The sequence below is a fragment of the Acidobacteriota bacterium genome, assembly GCA_022562055.1.
In the GTDB taxonomy this organism is placed as follows: Bacteria; Actinomycetota; Acidimicrobiia; order Spongiisociales; family UBA5794; genus BMS3BBIN02.
Genome location: JADFQA010000036.1, coordinates 14,599 through 32,082, shown reverse-complemented (window position 1 = coordinate 32,082; position 17,484 = coordinate 14,599). Strand labels below are relative to the sequence as shown.

Below are 17,484 nucleotides of genomic sequence, written 5' to 3'. Positions count from 1 at the left end.
TTTCGGGATGAGCGGGGCGACCGCCGCCCAGATGACATCCACCACTTTCGGACTCAAAGCGAGCATGATGAGTACCTCCACCAGATCGTCGTTGTGTGTTACACCCGGGATCATCCCCGGGAACCAACGACGACTGGTGGATTTCACCTATTTGCGCGCGCTCTTAGTCATACACCCCGGTCATCCATGTCATGCCATCACGGACCTCACACAAGAAGGCTCCCGCAGACGTCACTATCTGATACCGGTCACAGGGTTCCTCGCGCAACCACCATCGACCCATTTTGCGCCATGGACCCGCCCATGACACGACTTCGACCCATCGTGTCCCGAGACGTACCCGTACCGGTTGGCCAACATCCCACTCAACTTCGAGCGGATACGGTTCGGGGGGAACAAGGCTCGGTGTCGGTGAAGGGATTGCGCCAGGCCACGGTGCATCAACGTCGCGCTCCCCCTCTGGTGGTTCATCACCCCAGCGGTACCAGACGACTCGCTCTACCGGATCTCGGCCTCCCTGAGGTACGGCCTGCAACACCTGGTCGTCACCAACGATTGCCTGGGTCTGCATCAATGCCCGTTGCGCCGCGGCGGCCGATTCGGCGTCCTCGTGGAGGGCTAGCTGGCGACCGTCACCCGAGAGATCTACCGGTGTGATCGAGAGTCGTACCAACCCGCCATCAATCCCTTCTCCCCCGCTGCGACGTTCCCCTTCCAACCATGCCTGAAGCTGCCAACGGATGCGGTCTGCAAGAGTCGCCTCATCAAGCGGGTCCCGGCTTCGCCATGTCCTCGTCCGTATTACACCGTCAGCGGCTTCGGCCTCAACAACCACACAAAACGGCGTGACACCTTCCATGGCTGGATTGCTCATCAGACGATTCGCCAGTGCCCGCGCAAGGAACGCGACCTGTTCAAGGTTGATGAGCGGTGGCGAACAGCGCTCCTCAACGGTGAGTTCTGGCGGAATGTCTCGGCCTAAGAGGGTGCGGTCCTCGCCATGGGCATAACGATGTGCTTGTAAACCGATGGTGCCAAAACGCGAAGCAACAACGGCGCGTGGGAGTTCGGCGAGTTCGCCAAGAGTCCCAATTCCAAGCCATCGAAACGTTGCAACCAGCTCTTCGCTACCTACAGCCGAGACATCCATCTCACGGAGAAAGGCAGCGTCGTCGGCAACGAGGAGGTACGGCTCTTCCGCCGTGGTCATCTCCGCGGCGCGCTGGGCAGCAAATGGCCCTGCGGCAAGACCGAGCCGGTGACCGGGGAGGGCTACCAGGGTGAGCTCCTTGTTCACCATCTCAACAACAGCCTCTTCCCCTCCGAAATATCGCACTGCTCCGGTGATAGGAACGAGTACAAGACCCGGGTGAACGATCTCGACACGCGGTATGACTGATTCAATCGCTTTCACCACTGGTTCGAACCGAGCTGCATCATGACCGCGGTCAGCGACAATCGTTTCGATGAGGGGACACACCGCCTCGGCCTCACGGCGGCGCATCCCGACCGTGACACCCTCATCAGCCGCCTCGTTATTAACAGCAATGACCCGGTTATTGGCGTCGACCGCTTGAACCGGTTTATCCGCTGGCGTACCGGGCTGCCGCAACGGCCAGTCCGGGAACCATACGCAGAGCGTTCGCTCCATTGTCCTCTACCTCGATCATGGTGGTCATGCCACGCATCACCTTCCCCGACGCTGACAGCGTCAACCGGCGATAGGTGAGCCGACCGTACCCTTGTTCGACACCCTCCCACTGCAATGTTTCGGGGGTCACGGTGAGATGGGCGATTCCTGCCGGGAGCCGGCCGCGCACGGGGCGCAATATCAGTGGGGTCTTAGATCGGCGGGCCAGCGCCGCAAGTTTGCGAAGGTGGGCATCGTGTACATCGCGAGGAACCTCGGCATACACCGACCCGACACCCTCAAGAACAACAGATACTGCTTTGGCCCACTGTACGGGGTCCTTGACACGGACCAACACAAGACGCTCAGCAGGCACCCCGGCCTCCCAAGCAGCGGTCGGCGAAAGCCACCCTCGCACATCGACACACACCACCGGACCCGCAGCGGCGTATTCACCAACCATGGACAACCCGAGACGGGTAAGTCCGAACCCTGGCGGGCCAACCAAACCAACAACACGCCCTGGCATCAGCACAAGCGGCTCACCTTGACCCGCCTTGTGCTGATCAGGGCGAGCGACCTCACCATATCGCATGTCGGTATCCCCACCGCTTGTGGGTACGCCCACTGTGACACCCCGCTGCACTTGCTCTACCCCTACCGACATACGACACGCTCCATCCGCAACGATTCCCAACGGCCTCTAGCATGACGCCCTCGGAGACTCACTGTATCGAACATACGTTCGATGTCAAGCGATTTCAGAGCATATTGCCGAACCTAACGAAACGAACAAGAAAACTCCTGGCACACCCACGGACGACGCCGCTAAACTCTGAAGTACAAGGATGGGACGGGAAAATGAAACGGTCACTTCGATTCGGAATCGGCGTGGCGACGTTCGCTTTGATCGCAGCGGCTTGCGGCGGTAGTAGCAACGACCTCGCCGAGGTCATTGTCAACTCGCAGACCGACGCCGCCAACATTGATATATCCAGCAACGGCGAAACCATCACAATCAAGTCCGAGGACGGACAGACGGTTATTAAGACCGACAGTGACGGAAGCGTCAGCGTTGAAGGCACTGCCGATGATGGGGAAACGACCTTTAGCAGTGGCGGAGACATCCCCGCCGACTTCCCACTCCCCGTTGCACCCGGCGGCACCATGAGCATCTCTGCCACCACACCCGATGGCGATTTTTATACCATCATCTACCCTGGTGAAATGTTCGACCAGCTCGTCACGATGTACACGGAGTATCTGAACACAGCATCAGACGAATCGAGCATGTCAAACGGAACTACGGACGGACTCAAGTGGTTCAACGGTATCACCACCCTCAAGGATGGCACCTTCGCGAGCGCCGGTGTCATCGAAACCGATGGGCAGGTCGCGGTAACACTGATTGTCGCCAGCGACTCCTGACACGCCGGCCGACGGGACCCCAACCGACGCGCTACGAAAGCGCTCTATACGCGTACTCGTCACGCCTACGCAGCCAGTCCATGGCGCTTGCGAGACCGGCTTCATCTCGGCCTCGTGGCACGATGTCGAGGAATTGGTACGTAGCATTGAACGGATCGAGGCCGCGCGAATACGTCGAGTATGTGTGATAGATCTCGCCTCCCTCTGCCTTTGCAAACACGCTGATACCGGGAAGATCCTCAGGGACCGCAGCACCTTCGACTGACGAGTGGTCGCCGCACCGTTGCAGCGACCACTTACTTCTTGCGTCGTTAGTTCGACAGTTGAAAGAAGGCTTCGCCGGTGCCAGCCTCCACGTTCGCCTTCAGCCTTCCCAAAATCGCCATCCATGCCGGGGTCACGACCGCAATGGTCTCCGACTCGGGATCGAACCCGCTGTGCGTGAACATCAGATTGGTGCCACCGTTGTCGTCTGCCGATACCGAGAATCCGATTGTGGTGCCGGACCAAGGTGGAGGATGCGATCCCGAAAGCCAGGAAACTGAGTTCTCGTCGAGCGCAACGACCGAAAAATCGAAATCGACCGGCGAACCGGGAAAGCCCACCGTAAACTCATCACCGACGCCGTCAGCCGAGCCGTTGACCGTAGTGCTCCACCACGAGGAGATCCCTCGCGTACTGGCAAGTCTCTTCATCACGGACGCCGGTTCAGATTCGATGTTGATAAGGGCTGAAATTGTGTAGCTGCCCATGCGATCTCCTTCGTTCTATTTTAGTCAGTACTAATATAGAACGCTCGACAATCTATTTCAAGTTCGACTAAAATAGAGGGATGGACGTCCTCGAAGTTATCACCGAACCACATCGCCGGGCCATCCTTGCATTGGTCTGGGACGACGAACTTTCGGCGGGCGATATTGCCGACAACTTTGATGTCACGTTTGGGGCGGTGTCGCAGCATTTGAAAACACTGCGTGACGCTGGTCTCGTCACTATGCGCAAAGCCGGCAACAAGCGCATGTACAGGGTGGACAAAGACGGCATCAGGCCGTTTCGTGAAGTGCTCGAAGCGATGTGGACGACCGGCCTCGACAATCTTGCGCAAGCAGTGGAGAGAGACGACACATGACCGACACAACACCAGAACACGATCTTGCACCGATTGTCGTCAGTCGGTTCATTAAGGCCTCCCCCGCCAAAGTGTTCGCCCACCTCACAGAATCGTCAGCATGGGCACTCTGGCAAGGGAAAACCGCGCAGATCGAAGCCGAACCGGGTGGAATATTCCGTATGGAAATGCCCAATGGTCTCACTGCCCGTGGGCAGTTCGTCGAATTGATAGAAGACACCCGGGTCGTGTTCACCTGGGGATGGATCGACAACCCTGGAGTACCTCCTGGATCGTCGGTAGTAACGATCAATCTGGAGGATCGCGACGGAGGCACACTGGTGACACTCGAACACCGCGACCTCATCGATGAAACGATCGACGACCATCACAAAGGATGGATCTACTACCTGGGCCGCCTCGACACCGTTGCGAGCGGCGGAGATCCAGGTCCAGACACCGGTCCGTAGGTTCTCAATTCGAAAGCACAACCGAAGCAACAAGGACCCCGGCGTGTGCCGAGGCCCTTGTCCGTCTAACCGACTAGAAGTTAGTTTCCGCTGTCGAAGTCGTCTTCGAATGACACGGTGCGACGTCTGCCGCCGGAGTTACCACTGTCCTGACCTCCGTTGCCCCCATCGCGGTCGTTATCACGACCCCCCCTGTAACGATCTCCACCGTCTCGTCCTCCGCGGTCGCGATCACCACGGCCGCCACGGTCGCGATCACCACGGTCGCGATCACCACGGCCGCCACGGTCGCGGTCGCTACGGTTGCGTCCGCCGCGATCGTCACGGTCACGGCCACCACGGTCGCGATCACTGCGTCCACCACGATCGTCACGGTCACGGCCGCCACGGTCGCGATCACCACGGTCCGCAGGCGCTGAAGCACCCGACTTCATCTCAAGCTCGACACCGTCGGCTAGTTCGAGGCTGATCTTGCCGCGATCATCGACCTCGCGAATGACAACCTTGATTTCATCGCCAAGCGCAAGTACATCCTCGACCTGGGCAATACGCCGTCCACCGCCCATCTTCGAGATATGCAGCAACCCGTCGCGACCAGGCATGATGTTGATGAATGCACCGAACTTGGTGACGTTGACGACTTCGCCGTCGTAGTCCTTGTCAAGCTCTGGCTCGGGTGGGAACCCGATTGCCAGGATACGCTCCTTGGCCATCTCCATCGATGCTGTGCTCGAAGCGCCGACACGGATCGTGCCGTCGTCCTCGATCTCGATAGTCGCACCTGTGTCCTCTTCGAGCTGGCGAATGTTCTTGCCCTTCGGGCCGATGACCTCGCCAATACGATCCTTGGGGATCTGAATCGCTTCGATCTTCGGAGCGTTTTCAGCAAGTTCAGGCCGGGGACCGTCGAGGACCTCTGCCATTTTGCCAAGGATGAACAAACGAGCATCGCGAGCCTGGAGCATTGCTTTCGCAAGCACGTCCGACGGCAACGACTCGATCTTGGTGTCGAGCTGCAGCGCAGTAATCATGTCTTCGGTGCCAGCGACCTTGAAGTCCATGTCACCAAGGTGGTCTTCGGATCCGAGAATGTCGGTGAGCGTGACGAACTGGCCGTCTTGCTCAATAAGACCCATTGCAATACCGGCAACCGGTGCATGGATCGGGACGCCTGCCGCCATCAACGACAGCGACGATCCGCACACGGACGCCATAGAACTCGACCCGTTGGACATCAGAACCTCTGATACCAAACGGTATGCGTATGGGAACTCCTCGACATCGGGGATGACCGGGAGCAGCGCCTTTTCGGCGAGTGCTCCGTGACCAATCTCACGACGTTTCGGACCTCGCATGAAGCCAGTTTCACCAGTCGAGAAAGGCGGGAAGTTGTAGTGGTGCATGTAACGCTTGGTTTCGTTCACGTCGATCGTGTCGAGCATCTGCTCCATCTTGAGCATGCCAAGAGTCGTGGTGTTCAACACCTGAGTCTCGCCACGAGTGAACAGCGCCGAGCCATGAGCCTGATCCAGCAGATCGACCTCGACGGTGATCTTGCGGACGTCGGTGAGACCGCGACCGTCCATGCGAATGCTTTCTGCAACAACACGAGAACGCATGACGTTCTTCTGCACCGTCGCAAAGGCGTTCTTCGCCTCACGCAGGTCATTCTCTTCAACGCCGAGACCTTCGAGCACCTCGTCGCGAATCGCGGACTCTTGCGCCGAGCGTTCATGCTTGTCAGCAACGACACCCATCGCCTCAAGCTTTGACTTCGCCACAGCTTCGACCTTGTCGAACATTTCAGGCGTGTACTCAACCACGACAGGCCATTCAATCTCGGGCTGTGACGGCATCTGAGCCTTCAGCTCAAGCTGCATGTCTATGAGTTCACCGATGATTTGTTTGGCGACTTCGAGGCCCGCGGTGATCGTCTCTTCGTTTGATGGAGCTTGACCAGCTTTGTAGTGCCGGTACCCGTGCTCGGTCGCACCGGCCTCAACCATTGCAATGTCGACTTCGCCAGAGGAGTTGCGCTTGCCGGCAACTACGAGATCGAAGACCGATTCTTCAAGTTCCTGATACGTGGGGAACGCAACCCATTCACCGTCATGCAAGGCAAGCCGCACGCCACCGATAGGTCCGAGGAACGGAATCGGGCTGGTCAGCAGCGCCGCGGATGCACCGTTGAGGGCGGGGATGTCGTAGGGGTTTTCAAGATCCGCAGACATCACCGTGGTGACGATGTGCGTCTCACAACGAAAACCGTCAATGAACGATGGCCGCAGTGGACGGTCGAGAAGGCGGCAGGTGAGCGTCGCTTTCTCGGTGGCTCGGCCTTCACGGCGGAAGAACGACCCGGGGATCCGACCGACGGCATACATACGTTCTTCCACGTCAACTGTCAGTGGGAAGAAATCTGCACCGTCGCGCATCGTGCGCTTTGCGGTGGCTGTCGTGAGGACTTGGGTTCCGCCTATGGTGACCACGACGGCCCCATCGGCGAGTTGGGCTAGCTTGCCCGCAGACATGGTGATTTCCACACCACGGATCTGCTTACTGACGCTGAACTCTGTCACGCGTCTCTCCTTCTATTTATTGAGGAGAGTCAATTGGCAGTGAACCGTGTTTGAACGACGTATGGAACATTGTCCAACCACCGACCACTGTCAACTGAACTTCTCCGCTTCTCTTGTCACTGCTCGCAAGGGCGACACAAGCCGCCCTCAGGAATGTGATCTATCGCCGCAAACCAAGCTTGGCAATAACCGAGCGGTATCGCTCGACATCTTGCCCACGCAGATAGGCGAGCAGACGACGCCGCTTGCCAACCATCATGATAAGGCCACGACGACTGTGTTGGTCCTTCTTGTGGACCCTAAGGTGATCGGTGAGATGTGCGATACGCTCGGTCAACAAAGCAACTTGCACCTCTGGCGAACCAGTATCGGTGTCATGCGTACCGTACTCTTCAACGATCGTCTTCGTGTCTTTCACGCAGGGTTTTCCTTTGCGGGAATCGAAATTGCGCGGACGACTGTCCGGCAGTCGGAAAGTGTACCAGGAATCGCACTTGCGCAAAGTCCGAAGGTTGCAAGTCTGCAGAGCTAGGGTTCGATGATCGCTTCGGCCTCGACTTCGACCTTCCAGGCGGGGTCAAGGAGGGCGTGCACGACCACCATCGTCGCCACCGGCGGCGAATCACTAAACAACTCACCATGGGCGCGGCCAACCTCATCGGCGTCCGCGGCGTCGGTAATGAACATCCGGGTGCGGACAACATCACGCATCGAACCGCCGAGTTCCTCGATGGCAGCGGCAATGATCTCACCGCACCGCAACATTTGTGCATGTGCGTCCTCAGCAACCCGTTCCCGCTTCGGTGGAATCGGCGCCGTACCGGCCACGTCGATCCGGTTACCGGTACGCACGGCCCGACAGAACCCATAGGTGCTTTCGTACGGTGAACCTGACTGCACTCGTGTTTTCATGCAACCACCCTACCGTTGCCATCGCGCCACTCCGCAACCAGACTCCAGATCGCCGCGACACCGCCATTCATCTATCGAACGAGTATTCTCTTCGGCCATGACAGGAATGCGACAAGTCACACCCCACGAAGCGCACACTCTCATGACCGAGTCTGGGGCGTTGTTGCTCGACGTGAGAGAGCAAGACGAGTGGGACGAGGCACGCATTCCCGGATCGGTCCATAAACCAATGTCCACATTCCAAGACTGGTACGACACCCTGCCGGGCGACCGCACGATCGTGGTGCATTGCCATTCGGGTGGCCGCTCGGCGCAAGTGGTTGCTGCGTTGTTGAAACACACAGACCTCAGCGACGTTGCAAACCTCGACGGCGGTATTGCTGACTGGGAAGAAAGCAACCTCCCGATCGACACCGAATCCACGACGTAACCCGCACTCTGCGTACGTCAGCTTCCGGGAATTGCATAGACCGGTCCCGCTGTCCAAGTCGACGACCCGGGTTCAACGATCTCACGCCTCGCGACGATCGCAACGTTGGGATCGTTCACGATGTCAGAGTGGGCGTCAGCGACTCGCCGCCCCGCTGCCGCCAACCGAATGACAACGTCGACTACGGGCAACGCCCGTGACAACCACGGCACACTGGCCTCGTTTGCGGCGTCGAGCGGAGTGCCTGCGCCGTCGTCCTCAAGATCGTACATCACCACCCCGGGAGTAGGACTCAGGTTGGTAACAATGGCATCGGGGTTTCGGATTATGCGAACCACGACATCGCCAGCCCTTCCCAACCCGTTCAACTTGTCAACACCACCAGACCACTCCCGGTCGTATCCACCGTCGTTCGGCAGCCGACCCCCAACTGCATAACCAAGAGACTGTGCGGCACCAAGGACAGAGCCGGCGAGAGGCGGGTCAAGCAGCATTGCCGTGCGAACGCGGGGGTCAAAACTTCCGGTCAGGTCTTGAAGCGCCAAGAATTCAGCGATAAGGACCGCTCCCTTCGAGTGCCCAATGAAGTGGATGTTTGCGTCTGCGGGCAACGTTTCAAGCCACCTCGTCATAACGATGATCCCCTGATCAATGCTTGCCTCACGCGAGGCTTCTTCGGATGAAGAAAAGCGGCTAATCCAGTTCCAGTCGAAACTCGCTACATAATCGTTGGACACGCCCATTGAAGCGAGCATTCTCGTGAATGTCTCACCCGGCACCGATCCGAACCCGCCGACGGTGACGATCAGTGTCTCGGAAGGCAGCGGAGTGCGGCTGTCGTACCGGCGCAAGATCTTGTCCGCATCCACAACCTCTTCGACCGAGACCACTGAACTGCTGCCCAAGCCATTGGTGGCACGGGAAAGCTTGTGTCCCATCTGCCTCAAGGTAGACCCCCGGTAGCGACGTTTGAGCCGTGCAGCAGGAACAGTAGGTCGCCACAAGATTCCCAGGAGGGCGAACCACCAGCTCGATCGTGGCGGCCCGCTACCTTCCAAATCCACCGGTGTTGTCACAATGGCGGATGTCGCTGCTGGGACGACCAGACGAATAGTGGGCTGCCTAGACAAACGCAGGCCAGCGCCTGGCACAAGCTCTGTATCCACATCGTTGACTTGGCCCACCGCTTGGGTGGCAAACACGGGACCGACCAGCAGCGAAACAGCCGCGACCACAATCAACCGTCTCAACATCACACACTCCGATAGTGGGGAGTGCGGCATCACCACAATGCCGAGAATCAGAACACATTGCAAGACACGCGTTGATGACCGTTCGGAGCGCGTCTACTGATCGGCACCGTGGCTGAGAGCAGCCCGAGCGGCATCACAATCGACCCTGATCTGGGTAACTAACGCCTCGACGCCTGAGAACTTCTCCTCGCCGCGTAAATACTCGCGGAACCACACCCGCATCGTTGCGCCATACAGGTCGCTGTCAGTATCGAACAAATGCACCTCGAGAGTCTCCTGGTGGCCGCCGAAGGTAGGACGGACGCCGATGTTGGCGACGCCGTGGTAGTGCGACCCGTCAACGGAGGCGGTCACCGCGTACACACCACGAGCCGGGATCAACATGTCGACATCCGCCAGGTTGGCGGTAGGAAACCCAATCTGCTTACCGCGCCCGTCTCCGGGGACAACGGTCCCTGACAACATATGCGGCCGGCCGAGAAGATGTGCTGCGCCGACAACGTCGCCAGACCGAATTCGCTGACGAATGACCGACGACCTGATCGGCACACCGTCATCGACGATATCGTCGACCACCGCAGTCTCGAACCCATGGATTTCACCAAATTCGCGAAGCGTTTCGACTGACCCTGAAGCGTGCGAACCGAACCGAAAGTCTGACCCGACAACTACCGCCCCAGGGTTGAAAACACCGACAACTACATCCTCGACAAACGCCTCGGGAGGCATTGTTGCGGCCTGTGAGTCGAACGGCATCGGGGCGACGATGTCGGCGCCGTGGATTTCAAGGAAACGTACCCGATCGTCGAGACTCATCAGCGGCGTTGGTACGTGGCCCGGAGAGAGAACCGATGCGGGGTGGACCGCAAAGGTCAACACCGCCGTCCTTAGGCCGTAAGACGCCGTGCGTTCGAGGATTGCCTGGTGGGCACGATGGACACCGTCGTACACGCCGATCGTCAGCGCCGTCCGTCCGGTAACGACCCACTCTCGCCAACCGCCTTCCAGCCTCACGTTGGTAACACCGCGGCTGGTTTCATAACCGCGCCATCTATCTCATATACCGCAACAAGTAGGCCGTTGTGCACCATTGAAACATAATTCCGGTCGTCGACGTCGGACCCGTCTCGCTCTATCCACACGCCGTTACGCACGCGTCGGCCGTCCACATCTGAAAGCGTTACGCGCTCAAGATCGGGAAGACCGTCGATGGCGTCCAGCAGGAGCTCACCGATTTGTCCTGCCTCGGCCGCTGCCTCGAGTGCCTCGATCGTGTGCGCGGTGTCTACCGAAAGGGACCCGTTTGCCGTTCGACGTAGCGCCGACAGATGGGCAATCGAACCGACGGCGTGCGCGAGATCGTCCGCAAGAGTACGAACGTAGGTGCCTTTCGAGCAACAGACGCTAAAAGACACTTCAGTCGTTTGCTCGCCACGATGGACGTCGTCGACGGTGAAGCTGTGGATCACAACCGACCTCGCTGGACGATCGATCTCCTTGCCCTCGCGAGCAAGTTCATATAGCTTTCGACCGTCGATCTTGATTGCAGAAGTCATCGGGGGAACTTGTTCAATAGCTCCGACGAAACTCTCGGCAGCCTTGCGTATTTGCTCGGTAGTCCCGGTAAAGGGCGATCTCTCGACGACTGTTCCGTCGGCGTCGAGCGTGTCGGTAGCAACGCCGAACACTGCAGTCGCCTCGTAGGTCTTCGGCGCTTCCTGCACGAACCGCAGGAGCTTGGTGCAGGCACCGACACCGAGAACAAGGAGACCGGTTGCCATAGGATCCAGCGTGCCGGCATGGCCTATCTTCTTCGTGCTGAGGAGACCGCGACACTTGGCGACAACGTCGTGCGAGGTCCATCCGCTTGGCTTGTCAACCAACAAGAATCCCTGCACAACTACTCCAGATGTCTTGTGATCTCGGCGATCACTTCGGCAGGAGTCATGCGGGCAAGGAATCCGGCGGCGTTGTGATGCCCACCCCCGCCAAACAGCTCCGCCAGCGTGGCGACGTCGGTGGCGCCGCGGGACCGCAGGCTCCCCTTGGTTTCGTTCTCACCTACCTCCTTGAGAAGACAAGCAACATCCGCGCCGACGGTCGTTCTGATCAGGTCGATAAGACCTTCCGCGTCTTGGCGCTCGATGCTGGCAGCCTCAAGGTCTGCTCGGTACAGCACTGACCACACGAATCTGTTCTCCTCGTCAAACACCGCGCGCGACATGACGGCGCCCGCCACGCCGAGGTAGCCGAACGAGGTTTGTTCATACACGGCTTGCCCGACCGCGTCGGGTTCGACACCGTGTTCGAGCAGCGAGGCCGCGATGCGATGGACATCGGGGGTCGTCATCGAATACTGGAAACGTCCCGTGTCTGTGAGTATCCCCGTGTACAAGGCAGTAGCGGACCGCTGATCGAGCTCCCACTCAAGTTTCTCGATCATACGGAAGGCGATCTGAGCGGTGCTCGCAGCATGTGGATCAATGACGTCGACGTCGCCGAAACCAGTATTTGACTTATGATGATCGAGGACGATCAGGTTGGGGGCCTTACGCGCATACGGCAACAGGTTCGCCAGCCGTTCAGGCGCCGCGACGTCGCAGCTCACCACAAGGTCGATAGTCGGAGGTAGTGAATCGGGGGCAACGAGGAACTCTTCGTCCAGAAACGAAAGAGTCCGGGGTAAGACAAATGGAACCGGAAACGACGCGACGGCGTCCTTTCCTGCAGCGCGAGCTGCACCCGCGAGGCCCATGATGGTGCCGAGAGCATCGCCGTCGGGCCCCACATGGCCAAGAAAGGCGATTGAGGTCGCGGCACTCAGCAGCTCGGCTGCCGTGGCGATGGAATCCTCGATGCTTGCGCTCATGTGCCCGACTCCTGTTCACTCTGATCGGTTAGCGTCCCCAGCAATCGCGTTATCCGCACCGCCTGCTCGACCGACGTATCGACTTGAAACTCGATAACGGGTGTGTACTTGGTTCGGAGCTCTTTGGCCATGACCTGCTGCACATGTCTCGTCGCACGACCGAGGGCAACCTCTGACGCTTTCGACGCTTCTGGCGAGCCTAGCGACGAAAAGAACACCGTTGCGCGCCGCAAGTCCGGCGAGCAGTCGACGCCGGTGATTGTCACGAATCCGAGGTCGGGGTCGGTCAACTCTGACACTGCCTCGGCGACGATCTCTTGGATCAACGCATCGACCTTGCGCATCCGCGGGGATCTAGTCTTGCTCACCGTTCATCCTCAAGATAATGAATGTCTACCGCAAGCAACTCGGAGCCCTCGCGGTTGTGCAACACACGTTGTGCACCGCTGATCAACTGCTCAAGGCGGCTGGGGCTCGAGGCGACTACGGCAATTCCCAACGTACAGCGCTGCCACAAATCCTGGTGGTCAATTTCCGCCACGGCCACACCGTCCCCCGACGCAAGCGCAGAAACCAGTGACTTGACCACGTGTCGTTTCTCCTTCAGCGACCGGGCACCCGTGATTCGCAATTCTGCACGCACCCCGGCGACCAACAAGCGCACATTTACGTCCGAGCAACCTCTTTGACAACATAGGACTCGATGGTGTCGCCCTCTTTGATGTCACGGAATTTCTCAAGCCCAATGCCGCATTCAAACCCTGTCGCCACCGTCTGGACATCGTCCTTGAATCGGCGCAACGAGATAATCTTGCCGTCGTAAACAACAACACCGTCGCGCACGAGACGCACTCTTGCGTTACGACTGATCTCGCCCTCGGTGACATAGCTGCCCGCGACCAGCCCGAGGCGGGGCGCACGGAACACGGCCCGTACCTCTGCGACACCCAGGAACGACTCAACTTGCTCGGCAGCGAGCTCGCCGAGTAGCACCTGCTCAATGTCGTCAAGCAGTTCGTAGATTATTGAGAACGTTCGAATGTCGATACCTTGATCTTTTGCACCGCGCCGAGCATTGGTGTCAGGTCGGGCGTTAAACCCGTAGATGAGCGCACCGGAGGCCTCAGCAAGCATGACGTCGCTAGCTGTGATTCCTCCTACGGCGCCATGGATCATGTTGACGCGCCCGTCCTCGCGCACGATTTTGGTGATCGAGTCACGGATCGCTTCCAACGACCCGTGGGCGTCGGCTTTCACAATGACCCGAAGCTCGGCGTGGTCAGAAGTACGGAGTTGTTCGAGAAGCTGTTCCAAGCGCTCGGTCGCAGTCGGTACCCGAAGCTCGGAGGCGCGGACCTCAACGGTGCGTGCGTCCGCCAGCTTGCGAGCCACGCGTTCGTTCTTCACCACCTGGAACATGTCCCCCGCCACTGGAACCACGTTCCAACCGGTGACCAGCACCGGCGTCGAAGGGGCAGCCTTCTGCATCTGGTTACCTTGGTCATCGAACATCGCCCGAACTCGACCAGACGACTCCCCGGCCACTATCGGGTCTCCGCGCTTAAGCGTGCCCCGCTGCACAATGACCGTGGCGACTGGACCACGGCCCACCTCGAGTTGTGCCTCGATGACAGTGCCAATGGCCGACGCGTTCGGGTTTGCCGTGAACTCTTCGACCTCCGCGATGAGCTCGATCATCTCCAACAGACTGTCGACCCCGTCTCCCTTGAGTGCCGACATCTCTACTGCAACAACATCGCCACCGAGGTCTTCCACCACGATGTTGTGGCTGGTTAGAGCCGCGCGGACCGAGTGGGGATCAGCAGCCGGAAGGTCCATTTTGTTGATGGCGATGATGATCGGCACCTCGGCGGCCTGCGCATGGCTGATAGCTTCGGCCGTTTGTGGCATTACTGAATCGTCAGCCGCAATCACGATTACCACAATGTCGGTAACAGCAGTTCCCCTCGCACGTAACGCCGTGAAGGCCTCATGGCCGGGGGTGTCGAGGAACGTAATCACACTATCACCGGTATCGACCTGGTACGCGCCGATGTGCTGCGTAATTCCACCGGCTTCTCCAGCGATGACATTTGTGTGACGGATGGTGTCTAGAAGTTGAGTCTTTCCGTGATCGACGTGGCCCATGATCGTGACAACGGGCGGCCGCGGCTTGAGCGATGCCGGGTCGTCCGTGTATTCGATCTTGTGCGCAATCGGGCCGGTGGGAACCTCTTCTTCCTCGACCTCTTCGACGAGCACCTCATAGCCGAACGCACTACCGAGCTTCTCCAGCGCCTGCACGGGTATGGTTCCGCCGCCGGGAATCATCTCCCCCATTCCCATCAACTCTTTGACAACATCGCCGGCGCGTTTGTCGATCATTCGAGCGAACTCTGTGACGGTCACGCCAGGAGTGACCAGAAGCATGTTGTCGGCGAGCTCCTCCTTCCCCCCCAGGGGAGCAAGCGCCTCCATCACCGGAGGTGGCACGGCCTCAGCAACGGGGTCAAACACCTCCGTCAACGGCGTAACTACCGGTTCAGGAACCGTGTCCGCGGCCGGCTTGGGTTCCGCGGCCGGCTCTGGATCGTCTTTCGGGGCCCGCTTGGCGGGGGCCTTCGCGTCTGCGGTGGATGTTTCGACCGCTTTCGCTGGTGTCTTGTCACCGCCGCCAGCGAGCGCAGCCGTCAGCACAACAATCTGTTCTTCATCAAGACCGGACGAGGAGGTCTTTACGGGCAGACCGAGTTCTTGCGCCCACGCGAGCACCTCTTTGGACTCCCGCCCAAGGTCTCGTGCAAGCTCATAGATTCGAGTTTTCGCCACGCTTACTCCTTAGAACACACCTGCCGGTTAGGCATCGGCAGGCGTGTCGTCCTGATCATTCTCTTTGGTGTTGGCAACCGAGTCATCGGTGCCAGAATCTTCGTCAGTGTCGGTTCCAGGATCCCCGTCAGCCGGTGGGTTCGACTCGTCAGACGTTGTCTCATCGGCGTCGGCGCCGACATCCTGTTCGCCGGAGGCGGCTTCGACTGGGCTGGCCGATTCGTCCGCCTCGGCGTCCGGAACCGCGCTCGCACCGGTGTCGCCGGAAGCGGATTCACCAGCCTCCGGTTGCGCTTCACTCTCAGTCGTTTCGGTCGTTTTGTCGGATGCCTCAGCATCGTCGGTCTCGACGTCGAGTCCCAAATCTTGGCTCTCGGACCGGATATCGATGCGGTATCCAGTGAGACGGGCAGCGAGTCTGGCGTTCTGCCCTTCCTTCCCGATGGCGAGAGAAAGTTGGTGATCTGGAACGATAACGACCGCCTCGGACTCTTCTTCGTTGATGCGGACCTCTTTCACCCGCGCGGGACTCAAAGCCTCAGCAATGAATGCTGGAGCGTCGTCACGCCACTCGACAATGTCCACCTTTTCACCGCGAAGTTCGTTCACAACCTGGCGGACGCGTGATCCGCGGGCTCCAACACATGCTCCCACAGGGTCGACATTGGGATCGTTGGACGCGACCGCAATTTTCGTACGGTGGCCGGCTTCGCGGGCGATAACCTTTATTTCAACGTCACCGTCAACCAGCTCAGGGACCTCAAGTTCGAACAGTGACCTGATGAATTCAGGATGGCTGCGAGACACGACAATCTGCGGACCCTTGCCCTCCTGACGAACCTCGAGAATGTATGCCTTGACCCGGTTATTGCGCTCAAGACGCTCATACGGGATCCGCTCGGATGACGGCATGATTGCCTCTGCATTGCCGAGGTCGAGAATCGCAAACCGGTGGTCAGACTGCTGAACAATTCCGGTGACTAGATCACCCTCGCGACCCTCGTAGAGCTCAAATACCTGCTCTCGTTTAGCGTCGCGGAGCCGCTGCTTGATCACCTGCTTGGCTGTCTGGGCAGCAATGCGCCCAAAGTCTTCCGGGGTGTCCTCCCACTCGCGAATGACAACGCCGTCCTCATCAAGTTCCTGCCCGTACACGGTCATCTTGCCGTTTTCGGGATCGATCGTCACCCGAGCCTCTTCGGCGGCGCCGGGTGTACGTTTGTAAGCGCTGACGAGTGCGTTTGCGAGAGCATCGAGGATCGTCTCAGGCGGAACACCTTGGTCGCGAGCCAACAGCTCGAGTGCGTCCATCATGTCGTTATTCATCCTGAGGTCCCTTCGATTCTTTTTTTCCGGGTTTTGCGCCACGCTCCCAAGTGAAGACCGTCCGAGCGGAGCTGATCTTCTCAAACGGGATAGTTCTCTCGATGCCGGCAACGTCGACGGTGCAAGAAGTTTCGTCGGACGCAGTCAGCAAGCCCTTGTGGCTCTTTGTTTCATCGATGGCGGATCGGGTTTTGATCCTGACTTCGCGGCCTACCGACTTGGCGAAATGTGTCGGCAACCGGAGCTTGCGTTCGAGACCCGGGGAACCAACTTCGAGCGTCCACGAGGTGCCTAGATCTTCTTCATCGTCAAGCAATCGTCCTATGCCGCGCGACAGGTCCGCGATGCGGTCGATGCCGGCCGCATTCTCGCCGTCGACGAGCACCCGGACAATACGTCCGCCGCTGGGGCTGCCGACGACCTCGACATCGTCGAGTTCGATATGCTCTGCTCCTAGGTAAGGCTCGATAACCTCTCTCAACCGTAATGCTAGATCAGTCACCAAGCCTCCTTTCTTAGGTTTGCTCGCAACCGTCGCACAAAATAAGGCGGGCACGGCCCACCTCGACGACAAACATCTCAGTTAGTCAAAAGCATAGCATGGCTGCGGCCACACCCCTCAGCGACCCAGACCCGCCAAACCTCCGCGG

At 59.1% G+C, this 17,484-nt stretch carries 20 protein-coding genes; 4 read left to right on the top strand and 16 right to left on the bottom strand.

From position 1 onward, the window contains the following. Window positions 1-163: 163 nt before the first annotated feature. Both IIC71_12265 and IIC71_12260 read right to left on the bottom strand, forming a co-directional pair. Window positions 164-1,651: a DNA polymerase Y family protein gene (locus tag IIC71_12265; GenBank protein MCH7669956.1), complete on the bottom strand. Its 1,488-nt coding sequence runs from the start codon at window positions 1,649-1,651 to the stop codon at window positions 164-166. Further along, window positions 1,584-2,297, bottom strand: coding sequence for a hypothetical protein (locus tag IIC71_12260; protein ID MCH7669955.1), 714 nt, complete (start codon window positions 2,295-2,297; stop codon window positions 1,584-1,586). Before IIC71_12260 ends, IIC71_12265 begins: the two co-directional genes overlap by 68 nt. 194 nt (window positions 2,298-2,491) lie before the next feature. Between IIC71_12260 and IIC71_12255 the strand changes: the two genes are divergently transcribed. Next, window positions 2,492-3,058 (top strand): hypothetical protein, encoded by a 567-nt coding sequence (locus tag IIC71_12255; protein MCH7669954.1) that lies wholly within the window; start codon window positions 2,492-2,494, stop codon window positions 3,056-3,058. 31 nt (window positions 3,059-3,089) lie between these two features. On the opposite strand, the gene IIC71_12250 is transcribed toward IIC71_12255, so the two are convergent. After that, entirely contained in the window at window positions 3,090-3,407 is a 318-nt protein-coding gene (locus tag IIC71_12250; protein ID MCH7669953.1) for a DUF899 family protein, read from the bottom strand. Next, entirely contained in the window at window positions 3,370-3,810 is a 441-nt protein-coding gene (locus IIC71_12245) for an SRPBCC domain-containing protein (GenBank protein MCH7669952.1), read from the bottom strand. The genes IIC71_12250 and IIC71_12245 overlap by 38 nt, the downstream gene beginning before the upstream one ends. Before the next feature lie 80 nt (window positions 3,811-3,890). Here IIC71_12245 and IIC71_12240 point away from each other — a divergent pair, with 80 nt between their 5' ends. Together IIC71_12240 and IIC71_12235 are read left to right on the top strand one after the other, a co-directional pair. Further along, the gene (locus IIC71_12240; protein ID MCH7669951.1) at window positions 3,891-4,187 is read left to right on the top strand and encodes a winged helix-turn-helix transcriptional regulator; all 297 of its coding nucleotides are present in this window, start codon (window positions 3,891-3,893) and stop codon (window positions 4,185-4,187) included. Continuing rightward, complete coding sequence (locus IIC71_12235; GenBank protein MCH7669950.1) at window positions 4,184-4,636, top strand: SRPBCC domain-containing protein; 453 nt, start codon at window positions 4,184-4,186, stop codon at window positions 4,634-4,636. The genes IIC71_12240 and IIC71_12235 overlap by 4 nt, the downstream gene beginning before the upstream one ends. Before the next feature lie 80 nt (window positions 4,637-4,716). Here the strand turns inward: IIC71_12235 and IIC71_12230 are convergent, their stop codons facing one another. The 3 genes from IIC71_12230 to IIC71_12220 form a co-directional block, all read right to left on the bottom strand. After that, window positions 4,717-7,215 (bottom strand): polyribonucleotide nucleotidyltransferase, encoded by a 2,499-nt coding sequence (locus tag IIC71_12230; GenBank protein ID MCH7669949.1) that lies wholly within the window; start codon window positions 7,213-7,215, stop codon window positions 4,717-4,719. A 160-nt stretch (window positions 7,216-7,375) separates the two neighbouring features. Beyond that, window positions 7,376-7,633 carry a 30S ribosomal protein S15 gene (rpsO, locus tag IIC71_12225; protein ID MCH7669948.1) on the bottom strand — a complete coding sequence of 86 codons (258 nt, stop codon included), beginning with the start codon at window positions 7,631-7,633 and terminating at the stop codon, window positions 7,376-7,378. A gap of 110 nt (window positions 7,634-7,743) precedes the next feature. After that, complete coding sequence (locus IIC71_12220; GenBank protein ID MCH7669947.1) at window positions 7,744-8,127, bottom strand: RidA family protein; 384 nt, start codon at window positions 8,125-8,127, stop codon at window positions 7,744-7,746. A 106-nt stretch (window positions 8,128-8,233) separates the two neighbouring features. Between IIC71_12220 and IIC71_12215 the strand changes: the two genes are divergently transcribed. Then, window positions 8,234-8,557, top strand: coding sequence for a rhodanese-like domain-containing protein (locus IIC71_12215; GenBank protein ID MCH7669946.1), 324 nt, complete (start codon window positions 8,234-8,236; stop codon window positions 8,555-8,557). A gap of 17 nt (window positions 8,558-8,574) precedes the next feature. Here IIC71_12215 and IIC71_12210 read toward each other — a convergent pair whose 3' ends face one another. The 9 genes from IIC71_12210 to IIC71_12170 all read right to left on the bottom strand — a co-directional run bounded on the left by IIC71_12210 (window position 8,575) and on the right by IIC71_12170 (window position 17,336). Continuing rightward, complete coding sequence (locus IIC71_12210; GenBank protein ID MCH7669945.1) at window positions 8,575-9,810, bottom strand: hypothetical protein; 1,236 nt, start codon at window positions 9,808-9,810, stop codon at window positions 8,575-8,577. A gap of 93 nt (window positions 9,811-9,903) precedes the next feature. Then, window positions 9,904-10,824 carry a bifunctional riboflavin kinase/FAD synthetase gene (locus IIC71_12205; protein MCH7669944.1) on the bottom strand — a complete coding sequence of 307 codons (921 nt, stop codon included), beginning with the start codon at window positions 10,822-10,824 and terminating at the stop codon, window positions 9,904-9,906. Beyond that, window positions 10,821-11,693: a tRNA pseudouridine(55) synthase TruB gene (gene truB / locus IIC71_12200; protein MCH7669943.1), complete on the bottom strand. Its 873-nt coding sequence runs from the start codon at window positions 11,691-11,693 to the stop codon at window positions 10,821-10,823. Before truB ends, IIC71_12205 begins: the two co-directional genes overlap by 4 nt. Window positions 11,694-11,710: 17 nt before the next feature. Continuing rightward, on the bottom strand, window positions 11,711-12,679 hold the full coding sequence (locus tag IIC71_12195; GenBank protein ID MCH7669942.1) for a DHH family phosphoesterase: 969 nt from the start codon (window positions 12,677-12,679) through the stop codon (window positions 11,711-11,713). After that, window positions 12,676-13,047: a 30S ribosome-binding factor RbfA gene (gene rbfA / locus IIC71_12190; GenBank protein ID MCH7669941.1), complete on the bottom strand. Its 372-nt coding sequence runs from the start codon at window positions 13,045-13,047 to the stop codon at window positions 12,676-12,678. The genes IIC71_12195 and rbfA overlap by 4 nt, the downstream gene beginning before the upstream one ends. Continuing rightward, window positions 13,044-13,337, bottom strand: coding sequence for a DUF503 domain-containing protein (locus tag IIC71_12185; GenBank protein ID MCH7669940.1), 294 nt, complete (start codon window positions 13,335-13,337; stop codon window positions 13,044-13,046). The genes rbfA and IIC71_12185 overlap by 4 nt, the downstream gene beginning before the upstream one ends. An 8-nt stretch (window positions 13,338-13,345) precedes the next feature. Further along, a complete protein-coding gene (gene infB, locus IIC71_12180) occupies window positions 13,346-15,508 on the bottom strand; it encodes a translation initiation factor IF-2 (GenBank protein MCH7669939.1) in 2,163 nt (720 codons plus the stop codon). Between the two features lie 27 nt (window positions 15,509-15,535). Then, entirely contained in the window at window positions 15,536-16,834 is a 1,299-nt protein-coding gene (nusA, locus tag IIC71_12175; protein MCH7669938.1) for a transcription termination/antitermination protein NusA, read from the bottom strand. After that, window positions 16,827-17,336: a ribosome maturation factor RimP gene (locus IIC71_12170; GenBank protein MCH7669937.1), complete on the bottom strand. Its 510-nt coding sequence runs from the start codon at window positions 17,334-17,336 to the stop codon at window positions 16,827-16,829. Before IIC71_12170 ends, nusA begins: the two co-directional genes overlap by 8 nt. Window positions 17,337-17,484: the final 148 nt, after the last annotated feature.